Source organism: Azotobacter tropicalis (assembly GCF_059739045.1).
Window position 1 is genome coordinate 15,331 of sequence record NZ_AP046061.1, and the last position, 15,091, is coordinate 30,421.

A 15,091-nucleotide genomic window follows, 5' to 3' on the forward strand; every position below is an offset into this window, starting at 1 on the left:
GCCTTCGCGGGGCTTTTCATTTGGAGACCCCACCATGGCCCGCAAAAGCCGCGCCGTGTCCTCGCAGGGCACGCGCTTTTTCATTCAGCAAGCCGCTGCCGCCGGTACGCCGGTCACACTCACCGGCATCAGCAAGGCCGCCAAGGCCGTGCTGACCTTCGCCAGCCACGACTTCGTGGTCGGCGAGGTGCTGACCCTCGCCGGCGTCACCGGCATGACTGAAATCAACGGCCTGGACGGCGTCGTCGGCGCGGTGACGGCCACCGAGGTGACCCTGGAGAACATCGACTCCAGCGACTTCACCGCCTACACCAGCGGCGGTACCGCCACGCCGGTGACCCTGATCGAGACCGACCAGCACAAGAGTTATTCCGGCTTCGATGGCCAGGCCTCGGAGATCGACACCACCACCCTGGTGTCCACGGCGAAGGAGAAGGCCCTGGGCCTGCAGGACTTCGGCGGCATGTCGTGCGACATGCACTACGTCGAGGACGATCCCTTCCAGGTCGAGGCCAAGAAGGCCAAGGCCGATGGCGAGCCGCGCTGGTTCAAGCTGATCAAGAAGAACGGTTACCGCAAGCTCTGGCAGGGCTATGTGCGCAGCCTCTCCGACGCCGGCGCGATCGATGGCAGCAATGCCGCCAGCCTGGCCGTGACCATTACCGGCGACATCTACGAGGTGAAATGATGCTGACCCGCGAGCAGATTCTTTCCGCGCAAGACCGCCCGCAGAAAGTGATCCCGGTTCCCGAGTGGGGCGGAGACGTCACCCTGACCGGCCTGTCCGTGCGCGCCCGGGCGGAGTACATCGCCGAGGTGTCGGCGCTGTCCGGGAAGGAGGGGGGCGCCGTGCGCGGTATGGCCAATGTTCAGGTTCGCCTGGTGGCCATGTCGATCACCGACCCGGCCGGCACGCCGCTGTTCAGCCTGGATGACGTCGAGGCCCTGGCCGAGAAGTCGCCGGAGATCATCGGGCGTCTCGCCGACGAGGCCACGCTGCTGAACAAGTTCGTAGTCGCCGCCGTCGAGGCCGACGCAAAAAACTGAGGTGCCAGCCGGAGCGGTTCACCCTGTTCCGGCTGGCTCGCGACCTCGGCATGACCGTTGCAGAGCTGGAGCGGCGTCTGTCCTCGGCGGAGTTCGTCGAGTGGCAGGCGTTCTACCAGGTCGAGTACGAGATCAAGACCGACACCCTGCCGCCCCTTGAAATCGACGACCCCGACGCGCACTCGGCGGCCATCGATGCCCTGTTTTAGGAATCCTCATGGCACTCGGAACCCTGACGATCGACATCGCCGCGAATGTCGCGCGCCTGACGTCCGACCTCGGTCGGGCGGCTCGGATCAGCGAGCAGCATGCCGAGGAGATGCGGCAACTCTGGGAGCGGACGAGTCAGCTGGTCGGTGCGGCGGTGTCGCTCGTCGGTACCGGCGCCTTCGCCGTCTGGATCAAGTCGAGCATCGATGCAGCTGCCCAGCTCGAGCAGCTGGCCGCTACCGCCAATGCCTCGACCGCCGAATTCCAGAAAATGGCCTTCGGCGCGCAGATGGTCGGCATCCAGCAGGACCAGCTGGCGAGCATCCTGAAGGATGTGAACGACCGGGTGGGCGAATTCATGCAGTCCGGTGGCGGCGAGATGGCCGAGTTCTTCGAGCGCATCGCGCCGGAGGTCGGTGTCACCGCCGAGCAGTTCCGCCACCTGAGTGGCCCGCAGGCGCTGCAGTTGTATGTCTCCAGTCTGGAAAAGGCCAACCTGTCCCAGCAGGAGATGACCTTCTACCTGGAGTCCATGGCCGATGACGCCACGGCGCTGCTGCCGCTGCTGCGCAACGGCGGCGCGGGGATGCAGCAGTTCGCCGAGCAGGCCGAAGCGCTCGGCCTGATCCTCGATGCCGAAACCATTGCCCAGGCGGTGAAATTCAACCAGCAGCTGAGCGTGCTCGATGCGGTAACCGGCAATGCCGGTCAGCGCATTGCGGGCGAACTGCTGCCGTCGCTGCAGGACATGACCGGCCTGCTGATCGACGTTTCGAAGGATGCCCAGGCGGCGAGCGTATCCGCAGAGGCGTTTGGCGCCGTGCTGAAGGGCCTCGCAACGGTGGGTATTGCCGTCGGCAGCACGTTTGCCAGCGTGGGGCGTGGCATCGGTGCCGTGGCGGCCGCGGGCGTGGCGGCGGCTCAGGGCGAGTTCGCCCAGGCCGGCGAGATCCTGCGTATGGTCACCGCCGACAACGAGAAGAGCGCCGCCGACGCCGAGGAGCGCATCCGAAAGCTCTGGGCAGGCGAATACAAGGCAGCGGGCGAGCAGGCCGCCGCGGTGGGGAAAACGCTGTCGTCCTCGACGGAGACGATGAGCGCGAGCGCCAGGACCTACCTGAAGACGCTGCAGGATCAGTTGGATAAGCAGGAGGACAACAACAACGCGATCAAGGAGGCCGAGCGCTGGATCCGCGACCACGCCGATGCGACCGATGCCGACAAGGCCAAGATTCTGGAGGCGGCCAAGGCGATCGAGGCGCAGAAGAAGGCGAACGAGGCTGGCAAAAAGGCCAAGGATGAAGCCGCCAGCGCTACGAAGAAGCAGACGGAGGCCATCCGTTCGCAGCTCGCTGCGCTCCAGGAGCAGGCGGCGACCGTGGGCAAGACCACGGCGGAGGTCACCCTCTACAAGCTCGCCCAGGACGGGGCGACGGCGTCACAGCAGGCCGAGGCAAAAGCCGCGCTCGATACCGTGGCGGCCTACGAAAAGCACCAACAGGCGCTGGAGAAGCGCGCCGAGCTGGCCCGGCAGGTCGCGCAGGTGGAGGAGGCCGGCTGGTCGGACACCTCGCGTGCCCTGCTGGCTTACCAGCAGCAGGTGGAGATCCTGCAGGCCGGGGTGCTGGCCGGGGTCATCAGCGAGGCGCAGCGCGACCGGGTTATCGCCGGCCTCGAGGAGCAGGCTGCGGCGGCGGAGAGGTCTGCCGATCAGATGACAGTGTTCATGGACGAGGCCGCCCGGAACATCCAGTCGGCCTTCGCAGACTTCCTGTTCGACCCGTTTTCCGAAGGGCTGGACGGCATGGCGGTCGGCTTTCTCAAGGTCGTGCAGCGCATGGCCGCCGAAGCGGCCGCGGCCCAGTTGGCCAATCAGTTGTTCGGTGCAGCAAACGCCAGCGGCCAGCGCTCCGGCGGCTTGATCTCTGCCGGCCTCGACTGGGTGGGGGGCTGTTCGCCAACGCCAAGGGCAACGCCTTCGCCGGCGGCGAGGTGATTCCCTTCGCCAAGGGCGGCGCCTTCACCAACAGCATCGTGGACACGCCGACCCTGTTTCCGTTCGCCAAGGGCACCGGCTTGATGGGCGAAGCGGGACCGGAGGCGATCATGCCGCTGGGCCGTTCCAGCGACGGATCGCTCGGGGTGCGCATGATCGGCGGCGGCAACGGAGGCGGGCAGGCCGTGGTGATCAACGTGGAGGTCAACATCCAGTCGGACGGCTCGGTAACCGCCCAGGCCAACAGCCAGGCCGGCCAGCAGTTCGGCGCGGATGTCGGGCGCTACATCGATCAGCGTTACAAGCAGCTGATTGCAAAGGACCTGGCCCCGGGCGGGCAGATCTGGCGCAGCGTGAACGGGAGGTAACGTGCCAATCGAGACATTCACCTGGGCGCCGGCGCCCGATGCCCAGGGCGACATCAACTACCGCACCCGCACGGCCCAGTTCGGCGACGGCTACGCCCAGGTGGTCGGCGACGGGCTCAACAACAAGTCGCAGTCCTGGCCGCTGACGTTCGTCCGGAAGGAGGCCGAGGCCCAGGCCATCCGCGATTTCTTCGACCGCCATGCCGGCTACCGGGCGTTCCGCTGGACGCCGCCGCTCGGCGAGCTGGGCCTCTGGCGAGTCGCCACGTACAGCCTGCGCCCCATGGGTGGCCGGATCTACACCATCGCGGCAACGTTCGAGCAGGCGTTCGCACCCTGATTATTGAGGTAATCCATGGCAGTTCAACTCATCGACCTCGGTACTCCGCCAAGTGGCCAGGACGGAGACAGTGGGCGCACTGCGTTCGATAAGATCAACCAGAACTTCAGCGACGCGGCCAATGCTGCCTCCCGGGTCGTTGGCCAGGAGGCCGGCCAGGTGCTCGTCGCGGGCGGCGCCGCGGGCCTTGCGTCTACCGCCGAGACCATCACCGACTGGAACAACGTCACCAAGACCGGCTGGTTTATGGGGCGAACCTCCCCAATGCGCCCTATGCCGGCGCCTGGTTCGTCGGCCACTACGAGAAGCACAACGACTCCTACGGCACCCTGGTCGTCCAGGCCTTCACCATGTCCTATCCGGAGACCTATACCCGGAACAAGGTGGCGGGCGTCTGGGGGGCTGGCAGCGGACGCTGACGCCGGCCGGGCTGGTCGGGACCGTGGCCGTCGACGGGAACGGCAAGCCCTCCGGCGCGGCGCTCGAAACCGGGAGCAATGCCAACGGCTGGTATGTCCGGTTCGCCGACGGAACCCAGATTTGTGGCCTGGCCACCGTGGTCACCGCGAATACGGGCGCCTCTGGGGCGCTGTTCATGGACGAGTTTGCGGGCGGCTCCTTGTGGACCTACCCGGCCCAGTTCATAGCGCCGCCGGCCGCGCATGGGCATCTCAATATCAGCAGCGCGTGGCTGACGGGTCAGTATCCGGCGACCATCAGTCTCGCCCAGGTGCGTTTCACCCTGCTGTCTGCGTGGTCGCTATCGAGCATTTCGATTGGCGCGTACTTCATGGCCATTGGCCGCTGGAGGTAAGCATGATCCTGAGTCTCTCTCCCGTGCGCTGCGACGAGGCGCTTTCCGTCGCGCGTGCTGGCGACACGTTGACCATCAATGGCGTCGCCTTCGACTTCTCCCAACTGCCCGAGGGCGCCTTCTTGCCGGCGGAGGCGATCGCTTCCGACTGGTTCGTCGGGCCGGTCGAGCGGATCGACGGCGAGCTGCACGTCACGCTGCGGCTGCCGCATGGGCCAACCCCCAGCCCGGAGCAGGCCGCCCCGCAACCGATCGCCATCGCGGCGGACGGCCCGGTGGCGTTGCCCCAGGCGCCCGCGCCCGAGCCGGCCCCGCTGCTCGAAGGTCTCGGAGCCCAGGAGACCGCCGCATGATCGACTGGAGCAAGCTGAAGACCGCCGAGCAGCGGGCCATCGATTCCGCGCAGGCGGCCTACGACAATGCTGTTGCGCAGCGCCTGGCGGCATATCGGGCCGAGTCCGACCCCCTCCGGCTGGAGATCGAGTACGACGCCGCTCTGGAGGGAATTGCGCCCGATTACACCCGATGGCGAGAGAAAGTCACCGAGATCAAGCAGCGCATCCCGCTACCCGAAGCCCCTCAGCCCGAGGGGCTTCCTGTTTCTGAGGGGACTACATGATCACGGCCGACGTCCAGCTGCTGGAGCCCGGCAGCGAGATCCGCCTGCTCGAGGTGGACTGTACTGCCTTCGGCGGCGACCTGCGCCGCTTCCACGGCCACGCCATCCCGCACACGGCGGCGGAGCTGGCAGCCTTCACGGGGGAGCCAGAGGAACTGCCGGCTAAGTCCATCTGGTGGAACGGCGAGGAGTACGCCGCCTGGCCGGTCGAGGTCGAGGGGCTGGAGGTCACTGGCGACGGCCGGGCGCCGACCCCGACGCTGCGGGTCGGCAACATCGGCGGCTCGATCAGCGCCCTGTGCCTGCTGTTCGACGACCTACTGCAGGCCAAGGTGATCATTCGCGAGACCTTCGCCCACTACCTGGACGCGGCCAATTTCGAGGGCGGCAACCCGCAGGCCGACCCGACGCAGGAGCGGGTCGACACTTGGTACATCGACCAGAAGACCAGCGAGACGGGGAGGTCGTCGAGTTCGCCCTGTCGTCGCCCGGCGATGTGCAGGGCCAAATGATCCCGGCACGGCAGATCCACGGCCTGTGCCACTGGGCGTTGTGCGGCGAGTACCGCGGCGCGACGGGCTGCGGTTACACCGGGCCGCCGGTTTCCACCGAAGACGGCACGCCGACCGACGATCCCGCCCTGGATCAGTGCGGCGGGCGGCTGAGCGACTGCAAGCCGCGGTTCGGCGAAAACGAGCCGCTCAGCTTCGGCGGGTTCCCTGCCTCCTCTCTTATTCGATAGCTATTCGAAAATTATCGGAGATATCCAGTGATTATTCAGAGTAAGAACTACGTTCCTGGCGTGTCCGGCTTCAAGATCCATAAAGATGGAAGCATTGAGGTTAATGACGGCCCTTGTCCATTTCGCCTTGAGATCTTGGATAAGTCCGAGCCGGATCGGAGCGGTAAGAACGAAAGCCAAAGTGGATTCGATGAGGCGATGGCCAAGGGAGCACAGGCCGTTATCGACTATATGGCCAGCCAGATCTCGGAAACTGCGATTGTCCGGGACGAAAAGTCGGCGCGATGTGAGGATGGCGGAAAAGAACAGATTATCCCGATGCAGCGTAAGTCTGGCGATGCCAGGCCTTTCGTGGTTATCGATGGAGCAGTCTATATCAACAGCGCAATGCTGGAAGCCGGCGTTTCGCCGGAGCAAAAGCCTTCCCTTGAGGAGAAGATCCTCGAGGTGATCAAAAGGCAGCTTCGCCCAGGCGGCCTGCTCTGGCGCACCAAGCTTGGCCGCTGATCATGGAGCAACACCTGATCGACGCTATCCGCGCCCATGCGGCGGCGGAATACCCGGCCGAGTGCTGCGGCCTGGTCGTGCGGATCGCTGACCAGCCGCGGTACGTGCCCTGCCGCAACCTGTCCGACCAGCCGGGCGGCCGCTTCGAGCTGGCTCCCGAGGACTACGCCGCTGTCGAGGACCTGGGCGAGATCGTCGGTATCGTCCACTCGCACCCGGACGCCACCAGCCGCGCCTCTCCGGCCGATGTCGCGCTGTGCAATGCCGGCGGGGTGCCTTGGCACATCCTCAGCTGGCCGGAAGGCGACCTGAACACGATCCGCCCGGCGCCGGTCCCGCTGCTGGGCCGGGCGTTCGTGCACGGCGTGCAGGACTGCTGGCAGGTCTGCGCGGACTGGTACCGCCGGGAGTGGGGGCTGGAGTTCCCGGGCTACGATCGCGCCGACCGCTGGTGGGAGGACGCCCGGGGCGAGAGCCTCTACGAGGCGCGCTATGCGACCGCCGGCTTCTACCGGGTCGACGAGCCGCGCCGCGGCGACATGCTCGTGATGCGGGTCGGCCGCACGGCCCACCCGAACCATGCCGGCATCTACTTGGGTGACAACCCAAGCCTTCCGGAGGAGGCGGCCCAGGTGTTCGGTCCCGGCCCGTTCCTGCTCCACCACCTGTACGGCCGTCGCTCGGAGGTCATCGTGTTCGGCGGCCAGTGGCTCGAGCGCACGATGCTGATTCTGCGGCACAGAGAGGCGAGGCAACCCGCATGACCCTGACCACCATCAAGCTCTCCGGCAGCCTGGCCAGGATCTTCGGCCGCGAGCACCGCCGCCAGTTGGACAGCGGCACGACGCACGAAGCCTTCCGGGCGCTGACGCGCACTGTGCCCGGCTTCGAGGCCTTCGTCCGCGCGGCCGAGAAGAAGGGCCTGCGCTATGCGATCTTCCGCAACCGCCGAAACGTCGGCGAGGAGGAGTTCGAGCTGGGCGGCACCCATGAGATCCGCATCGTGCCGGTGATCGCCGGCCGCAAGTCCGGCGGCATCTTTCAGACCGTGCTCGGCGCCGTGCTGATTGCGGCCTCCACCTTCGCCACCGGCGGCCTGGCTACGGCCCTGGTCAGCGCCGGCGCCTCCATGGCCATCGGCGGCGTGATCCAGATGCTCTCGCCGCAGCTCAAGGGCCTCAGTTCGCGGGAGGACCCCGACAACCAGCCCAGCTACGCCTTCGGCGGCCCGGTCAACACCGTCGCCCAAGGCAACCCGGTCGGCGTGCTCTACGGCAAGCGGCGCATCGGCGGGGCGATCATCTCCGCCGGGATCTACGCCGAAGACCAGCAGTAAGCCTCTCGCAGACACCCAGGCCCAGCCCCGCGCTGGGCTTTTTTATGCCCGCAGGAAACCCCATGACCGCAGCAGTCCCGATCCGTGGCCGCAAGGGCGGCGCGTCGAAGCCCCGCCAGCCGAAAGAGTCGCCGGACGACATCCAGTCCATCGCCTACGCCAAGCTCCTCCTGGCCCTGGGCGAGGGCGAGTTCGCCGGCGGCGTCACCGCCAAGGATATCTACCTCGACGGCACGCCGCTGGAAGCGGCCGACGGCACGCCGAACTTCAGCGGCGTCACTTGGGAGTTCCGGCCGGGGACTGTCGAGCAGACGCACATCGCCGGCCTGCCGAGCGTCGACAATGAGATCGCCGTCGGCGTTGAGCTGCGTAGCGAAACGCCCTGGGTGCGCGCCGTCACCAATACCCAACTCTCGGCCGTGCGGATCAGGCTTGGGTGGCCGGCTCTGCAGCAACAGAAGGACAACGGCGACATCGTCGGTTACCGGATCGACTACGCCATCGACGCGGCCACCGACGGCGGCGCCTATCAGCAGGTGGCGACCTACACCGTCAACGGAAAGACCACCAGCCTCTACGAGCGCAGCCACCGCGTCGACCTGCCGGAGGCCGTGTCAGGCTGGCAGGTGCGCGTGCGCCGGCTGACCGCCAATCAGGACAACAACAAGGTCGCCGACACCATGCGCGTGCAGGCGATCACCGAAGTCATCGACAGCAAGCTGCGCTATCCCAACACCGCGCTGCTGTTCGTCGAGTTCGATGCCTCTCAGTTCCAGAACATCCCGCAGGTGTCGGTCGAAACCCGCGGCCGGGTGATCCGCGTGCCGAGCAACTACGACCCGGAGACACGCGCCTACACCGGCGTCTGGGACGGTACTTTCCAGTGGGCCTGGAGCGATAACCCGGCGTGGGTCTGGTACGACCTGGTGCTCTCCGAGCGCTTCGGCCTGGGCCGGCGGATCACGGCGGCACAGGTCGACAAGTGGGAGCTGTATCAGATCGCCCAGTACTGCGACCAGCTGGTGTCGGACGGGCAGGGCGGCCAGGAACCGCGCTTCACCTGCAACGTCTATTTCCAGAGCCGCACGGAAGCCTGGACGGTGCTGCGCGACCTGTCCGCCATTTTCCGCGGCATGAGCTACTGGGCGAATTCGCAGATGGTCGCCATGGCCGACATGCCGCGCGACATCGACTACGTCTACAGCCGGGCCAGTGTCGTCGACGGGCGCTTCACCTATGCCTCGTCCCGCGAGAAAACCCGCTACAGCCAGGCGCTGGTCAGCTACGACAACCCCGACAACGGCTATCAGAGCGAGGTCGAGGCCGTTTCCGACAATGCCCTGGTGCGCCGCTACGGGGTCAACCAGCTGGAGCTGACCGCCATCGGCTGCACTCGGCGCAGCGAGGCCAGCCGCCGCGGGCGCTGGGCGCTGCTGACCAACTCTCGGGACAGAACGGTGACCTTCCGCGTCGGCCTCGACGGGCAGATCCCGCTGCCGGGCCGGATCATCGGCGTGGCCGACGAGCTGCTGGCCGGCCGGCCGCTGGGCGGGCGCATCAGTGCCGTGTCCGGGCTGGCGATCACCCTCGATCGCGACGTCCAGGTGCAGGCCGGCGACCGCCTGGTGCTCAACCTGCCCAGCGGCGTGGCCGAGGGGCGCACCGTGCAGAGCGTGGCCGGGCGCGTCGTGACCGTTACGACGACCTACAGCGAGACGCCGAGGGTCCAGGCCGTCTGGGCAATCGACGCTGCGGACCTTGCCGTCCAGCAGTACCGGGTGATGGGCATCAGCCGGCCGGAGCCGGGCATCTACGAGATCACCGGCGTCCAGCACGACCCGGACAAGTTTTCCGCCGTGGACACCGGCGCACGCCTCGATCCGCTGCCGATCTCGGTCATCCCGGCGGGCACGCAGGCGGCGCCGGCCAGCGTCACGATCGACAGCTACTCGACCGTCGATCAGGGCATCGCCGTCACCACGATGCGGGTGTCCTGGCCGGCGGCCAGTGGCGCTGTCGCCTACGTGGCCGAGTGGCGCAAGGATTCTGGCGACTGGGTATCGGTACCGCGGACGTCGGCGCTGGGCTTCGAGGTCTCCGGCATCTATGCCGGCCGCTACGTCGCCCGGGTGCGCGCCGTGTCGGTGGTCGACGTGTACTCGGTCTGGGCGACCAGCGCCGAAACCGAGCTGACCGGCAAGACCGGCACGCCGCCGGCCGTGTCCTACCTGACCGCCACGCCGCTGGTCTTCGGCATCCGGCTGGATTGGGGTTTCCCGGCAGAGGGCGCCGCGGACACCCAGCGCACCGAGATCCAGTACAACACCAGCGCGGTCGAGGCGGGCGCTCTGCACCTGGGCGACTATGCCTACCCGACCGACAGCCACACGCTGACCGGGCTGGCGGCAGGGGTGACGCGCTATTTCCGCGCCCGGCTGATCGACCGCTCGGGAAACATCGGCCCCTGGTCGAGCTGGGTGATGGGCCAGTCGAGCGCCGACGCGACCGAGATCCTCGGCTACATCGCCGGGCAGATCGGCGAGACCCAGCTAGCCGCCAGCCTGCTGGCGGAGATCGACCTGATCACCGCGCCGTCGAGCACCTCGGGATCGGTGGATGCCCGGATCTCCTCGGCGCGCAGTGCGCTGGAGGCGCAGCTCTCCACGATCAACGCGCAGCTGGCCGATATCGTCGGAGCCCAGGCCTACGACAACGCCACGCCCTACGTGCTGGGCGACCTGGTGACCTACGAGGGCGGCTTATACCGCGCCCTGCAGGCCACCACCGGCAACCTGCCGACCAACACAACCTACTGGGAGAAGATCGGCGACTACGCCAGCCTGGGCGAGGCCGTCAGCGCGCTGGCCGTGGAGCTGGACGAGCTGACCACCCGCGTGCAGGCCGGCGAGGATGCCCTCACTGCCGAGGTCGAGCGGATCGACGGGATCTTCGCTCAGGTCAATCCGCCGATGGCCGGCGACACCGGCTGGTATGCCGGCAGCGAGACGGTGCTGGCCGGCGTCTGGTCCGAGCAGTACGCCCGGGCGAGCGAAGACGGCGCCCTTGGCCGGCGCCTCGATGCGGTAGTAGCCCAGGCGCAGGGCAATGCCGCGGCGATCACCGCCGAGGCTACAGCCCGGGCGGATGCGGTAGAGGCACTTGCCGAGCAGATCGACACGCTGACGGCGACGGTCGAGGAGGACATCACCGCCGCGATCCAGTCCGAGGCGACTGCCCGGGCGGGCGCAGATAGCGCGCTGTCGTCGCGGATCGACACCGTCGAGGCCACGGCCGGCGACAACTCGGCGGCGATCCAGCAGACCAGCGAGGCCCTCGCCGGGCTCGACGGCGAGCTGTCGGCGATGTGGAGCGTCAAGCTTGCAGTCACCCAGGACGGCACCTACTACGGCGCCGGCATGGGCATCGGCATCGAGAATACGCCCGAAGGGATGCAGACGCAGATCCTGTTCCAGGCCGACCGCTTCGCCGTGATCAACGTCGCCAACGGCCAGATCGCCACGCCGTTCGTGATCCAGGGCGGCCAGGTGTTCATCAACTCGGCGGTCATCGGCGACGGCACCATCGACATGGCCAAGATCGCCACGGCGCTGCAGTCGACGAACTATGCGCAGGGCCAGGCCGGCTGGCGGCTGAGCAAGGACGGCAACTTCGAGATCAACGCCTCGGTAGCGGATGACGGTCGGATGTTGATCAACAATAACGGGGTCTATATCTATGACGATAATAACGTCTTGCGCGTTGAACTTGGAAAGCTCAACTGATGTTCGCCCTTAGAGTAAGGGATGGAGCGGGAGCGGTAATTCTGGATTCCAGCGATTTCACATATGAAGTGATCTACAACGAGGTTTTGGATTGGTCGGCGGTCAACTCGACCATCGAAACGACTATCACCATTGATGGGTTCGATCCATCGACGTGTGTGCTTTGTACGTTCTTGGAGTATCCCGGCAACTACAACCCTACCGCCGGGAATACCAGTTATCCGGGAATGCCCTATATCTATCCGGTCACGGGTAACCAGATCACCCTGCGAAGTTCCACGCCGGGGAATACCTCCGGTATCGCCTTTGCCACCGGAGTATTCCGGCTGATCGCCTTCAGGATGTTGTGATGTTTGGATTCCGCGCCCGAAACGATGGCGGATCGGTTCAGGTATCTGCCGAGCGTCCCTATATGAGTCTGCATGCCGAGGGCTCTCTTAACCTCGGCACGGCCTATCAGACGGTGATCAGCTTCCCGACCGTCTGCACGACCACACAGCCGCCGATGATCTTCGTCAGGCCTACCTGGACGAGCCAGGGGGAACTGCTGTCGCTCAAATGCGGGGTGATCGGCTCCCCGGGAAACTGGACGGGATTCCGGCTGGTCAACGGTAACACTTCACAGGTCAGCCAATTGGATTGGTTTGCCGCCGTATGGGCGCCGTTGACCGCCTCGGGAAACTACGGGATGAGGGTAAGAGACGGAAACGGGAATATCTGTTTTCACTCGTCCAGTCAGCTGATCAAAGTCAGTCGATTCATTACGTCATGGACGCGGGTTGCCTGGGATACGTTTCTCGCCGAGTTCAGAAGTAACGTCACCTTGGCGAGTGACGAATATGTGCTGGTGAGTCACTGCCATTCCTATTCGGTCGTGAGTTACAACGGGACACGGCATATCGGGGTGTCGGTCACGGCATCCGGTGTTGTCGGGCTCACCCTCAACGGATCAACGTCCAGTGTGGGTGTCGGTTATTTCCCCGTGCTGCTGGCCAAGAAAAGTTAATTGCTGACAACCCTCCAATCACCGGCCCGCTAATGCGGGCTTCGTTATTTATGGGGCCCCCATGCTAACCCGACCAATAACTAAGCCGGTTATGCGGCCTTTGGTAAGTTCTGTGTTAAAGCCCAATCAATCTACTCCGGCAAATATGGTTGTCTCCGGTGGGCAGGTTGTTTTCTCCAATGGTTCAGTCGTTGTGAGTAGCTGATATGCCAGTTCAACTAATTGACGAACTAGACCGGTTGAAGGTCAAGCGCACCGACTTGCTCAGCTTCAAGCCGCTGGACCGCTGGATTAACTGCCCCGGCGACAGCCGTACCGCCAACGGTTTCGGCGGCACCGCGCCGAGCATCACCGGGGAGAACTACGGCCACTCGGCCCATTACTGCAGCCAGACCAACGGCCGGGTGCGTACAGACAAGGCACGCAACACCGCCACGCCGGGACACACCACGGCCGACTGGCTCAACGATATGCCGAACAAGCTCGCTGCCGGCGGCGACGTGTTCGTCAACCTGATCGGCACCAACGACCGCAACCCGACCAACAACTTCTCGCTGAACCGCAGCAAGCGGAACATCGAGTCCGGGCTGAAGATGCAGCTGGACGCCGGCAAGATCCCGATCATGATCGCCGAGCTGCCCCGTGGGGGTGACTATGTGCTGACCGGCGATCAGCTGAGCTATCACCTGGGACTGCGTGAATGGGTGCTGGAGCGCATGCCCGAGCTGGGCATCCGGGTCTCGGACCCTTGGCCGCTACTGGTCGATCTGGCCAATGAGGCGCTGGCCCTGCCCAGGCCGGAGTTCTTCGTCGACCAGCTGCACCCGAACCAGCCGGGCGGCATCCTGATCGCGAAGACCACGGCGCCGCACCTGATCGATCTGTTCGGCACGCCTTTGATCCTGCCGACCTACGACGAGCCCTACGACGCCACCTACTGCAAGGGCGGCTGGCTGACCGCCAACCCGCTGATGCTCGGGACCGGCGGCACCAAGTCGGCTTCGGCCAATGCTACCGGGCCGGTAGCGAACAACTGGAACGTGGCCGGCTCCAGCTGGACCGGCGGCTCGGTGATCTGCTCGAAGGAAACGAACCCGGCCGGTGGCGAGTACCAGGTGTTCGAGCTGGGCGGTACGCCGACCCTCGCCGGCTCGAACCTGATCCTCGAGCAGGTCATCCCCCTGGCCTCGCTGGCCACCGGCAACATCCTGCGCGGCATTGGCAAGGTGGTTTATTCGGGGCTATCGGGCGTGGGCGGGGTGTCGCTCGATCTGCGCTTCGTGCGTGGCGGCACCGCCTACTTCATGAAGAGCTTGGACCGCTATGCCGAGGGCTGGCAGATGAGCCCAGGCCCGGAGGCCGGCCCGCAAGAGACGCCCTACCTGACCGCCGACCTGACAGAAACCGAGATCAAGCTGCGCGCCGTGATCTACGGCTGTCAGGGCGTGCCGATCCGCGGCACCGTGAAATTCGGCCAGATGACGTCGCACAAGATCCTGTAAGCCAGTTTTTCAATTCAACCCGAACCCGCCGCCTTGGCGGGTTTTTCGTTTTCACCCTACCTGAATGAGGTCACGATGGATCTTTCCCAATTCAACCTTGTCACCCCGAAGCCGGCGCAGACGGCAACGCCAAGACCTACTGGCCAGGCGAGTTTCCCGATAACGAATACTTCACCGTCTTGGAAAGTGGCGAGGTGGATCTCTGGACCCCGACCAAAGGCGACGCCACGACGCAGAACTCGGATCGTTCGCGCACCGAATTTCGGGAGATCGTTCCCGGTACCAAGACCCTGAAGAACTGGCAGCTGGGCGAGCATCCGGCGCAGTACCTGCGGCCAGCGATGACCCTGTTCCAGTTCAACGGTAACGGGCGGGTCTGTATCGGCCAGATCCACATCAAGGACATCTCCCGCCCTGTCCTGAAGATCATCGCCGACGCCAGCAAGGACCCGGAGCGCAAGGTATTCAGCATCCAGGCCAAGGTTCGCCAGGCCTGCAACCAGAGTGACGACCCCGGCTTCGTGCTGCTCGAAGGCGTGCCGATCGATGAACGCTTCAGCTATTCGGTGGCGGTCAGCGGCGGCGGGGTGGTGTCGATCAACGTCGCCCACGGTACTCGCCGTGGCGAGTGTCGCTTCAACTTGCTGCCGTCGTACCTCGGCCGCCTGCTGTACTTCAAGGCCGGGCTCTACGTCCAGGAAGACGCCACGGAGCTGACACCGTCGACTGACGGTGCACGGGCACGGCTGCATAGCCTTGTCGTCGAGCGCCCGTAACGCCGAGCTATCCCCTCTGATCATTACTCCGAACCCGCCGCCGGCG

17 protein-coding genes and 1 pseudogene are annotated in these 15,091 nt (G+C 65.6%); all 18 read left to right on the top strand.

The window, feature by feature from the left end:
- Nucleotides 1–34: 34 nt before the first annotated feature.
- The 18 genes and pseudogenes from Atro_RS23950 (at nt 35) to Atro_RS24035 (ending at nt 15,045) form a co-directional block, all read left to right on the top strand.
- On the top strand, nt 35–688 hold the full coding sequence (locus Atro_RS23950) for a phage tail tube protein (protein WP_497928063.1): 654 nt from the start codon (nt 35–37) through the stop codon (nt 686–688).
- Nucleotides 685–1,047: a phage tail assembly chaperone gene (locus Atro_RS23955; protein WP_497928064.1), complete on the top strand. Its 363-nt coding sequence runs from the start codon at nt 685–687 to the stop codon at nt 1,045–1,047. The genes Atro_RS23950 and Atro_RS23955 overlap by 4 nt, the downstream gene beginning before the upstream one ends.
- A gap of 50 nt (nt 1,048–1,097) precedes the next feature.
- Entirely contained in the window at nt 1,098–1,256 is a 159-nt protein-coding gene (locus Atro_RS23960) for a hypothetical protein (protein WP_497925768.1), read from the top strand.
- Nucleotides 1,257–1,264: 8 nt separating this feature from the next.
- Nucleotides 1,265–3,253, top strand: coding sequence for a hypothetical protein (locus Atro_RS23965; protein WP_497928065.1), 1,989 nt, complete (start codon nt 1,265–1,267; stop codon nt 3,251–3,253).
- Nucleotides 3,250–3,621, top strand: coding sequence for a phage tail tape measure protein (locus Atro_RS23970; protein WP_497928066.1), 372 nt, complete (start codon nt 3,250–3,252; stop codon nt 3,619–3,621). The genes Atro_RS23965 and Atro_RS23970 overlap by 4 nt, the downstream gene beginning before the upstream one ends.
- A 1-nt stretch (nt 3,622) precedes the next feature.
- Nucleotides 3,623–3,961, top strand: a complete 339-nt coding sequence (locus Atro_RS23975; RefSeq protein WP_497928067.1) for a phage tail protein — start codon at nt 3,623–3,625, stop codon at nt 3,959–3,961.
- Between the two features lie 442 nt (nt 3,962–4,403).
- Nucleotides 4,404–4,775, top strand: coding sequence for a hypothetical protein (locus Atro_RS23980; protein WP_497928068.1), 372 nt, complete (start codon nt 4,404–4,406; stop codon nt 4,773–4,775).
- Between the two features lie 2 nt (nt 4,776–4,777).
- A complete protein-coding gene (locus Atro_RS23985) occupies nt 4,778–5,128 on the top strand; it encodes a hypothetical protein (protein WP_497928069.1) in 351 nt (116 codons plus the stop codon).
- Nucleotides 5,125–5,394, top strand: coding sequence for a hypothetical protein (locus tag Atro_RS23990; RefSeq protein ID WP_497928070.1), 270 nt, complete (start codon nt 5,125–5,127; stop codon nt 5,392–5,394). The genes Atro_RS23985 and Atro_RS23990 overlap by 4 nt, the downstream gene beginning before the upstream one ends.
- Nucleotides 5,391–6,136, top strand: a pseudogene (locus Atro_RS23995) (phage minor tail protein L). The gene Atro_RS23990 and the pseudogene Atro_RS23995 overlap by 4 nt, the downstream one beginning before the upstream one ends.
- 27 nt (nt 6,137–6,163) lie before the next feature.
- Nucleotides 6,164–6,643 (top strand): hypothetical protein, encoded by a 480-nt coding sequence (locus tag Atro_RS24000; protein ID WP_497928071.1) that lies wholly within the window; start codon nt 6,164–6,166, stop codon nt 6,641–6,643.
- A 2-nt stretch (nt 6,644–6,645) separates the two neighbouring features.
- Nucleotides 6,646–7,407, top strand: coding sequence for a C40 family peptidase (locus Atro_RS24005; RefSeq protein ID WP_497928072.1), 762 nt, complete (start codon nt 6,646–6,648; stop codon nt 7,405–7,407).
- Nucleotides 7,404–7,979, top strand: coding sequence for a tail assembly protein (locus Atro_RS24010; protein ID WP_497928073.1), 576 nt, complete (start codon nt 7,404–7,406; stop codon nt 7,977–7,979). The genes Atro_RS24005 and Atro_RS24010 overlap by 4 nt, the downstream gene beginning before the upstream one ends.
- A gap of 62 nt (nt 7,980–8,041) precedes the next feature.
- On the top strand, nt 8,042–11,761 hold the full coding sequence (locus tag Atro_RS24015) for a TipJ family phage tail tip protein (protein WP_497928074.1): 3,720 nt from the start codon (nt 8,042–8,044) through the stop codon (nt 11,759–11,761).
- Nucleotides 11,761–12,111, top strand: coding sequence for a hypothetical protein (locus Atro_RS24020; protein ID WP_497928020.1), 351 nt, complete (start codon nt 11,761–11,763; stop codon nt 12,109–12,111). The genes Atro_RS24015 and Atro_RS24020 overlap by 1 nt, the downstream gene beginning before the upstream one ends.
- A complete protein-coding gene (locus tag Atro_RS24025; protein WP_497928021.1) occupies nt 12,111–12,767 on the top strand; it encodes a hypothetical protein in 657 nt (218 codons plus the stop codon). Before Atro_RS24020 ends, Atro_RS24025 begins: the two co-directional genes overlap by 1 nt.
- Nucleotides 12,768–12,973: 206 nt before the next feature.
- The gene (locus Atro_RS24030) at nt 12,974–14,269 is read left to right on the top strand and encodes an SGNH/GDSL hydrolase family protein (RefSeq protein ID WP_497928022.1); all 1,296 of its coding nucleotides are present in this window, start codon (nt 12,974–12,976) and stop codon (nt 14,267–14,269) included.
- A gap of 89 nt (nt 14,270–14,358) precedes the next feature.
- The gene (locus Atro_RS24035) at nt 14,359–15,045 is read left to right on the top strand and encodes a polysaccharide lyase family 7 protein (protein WP_497928076.1); all 687 of its coding nucleotides are present in this window, start codon (nt 14,359–14,361) and stop codon (nt 15,043–15,045) included.
- Nucleotides 15,046–15,091 lie beyond the last annotated feature (46 nt).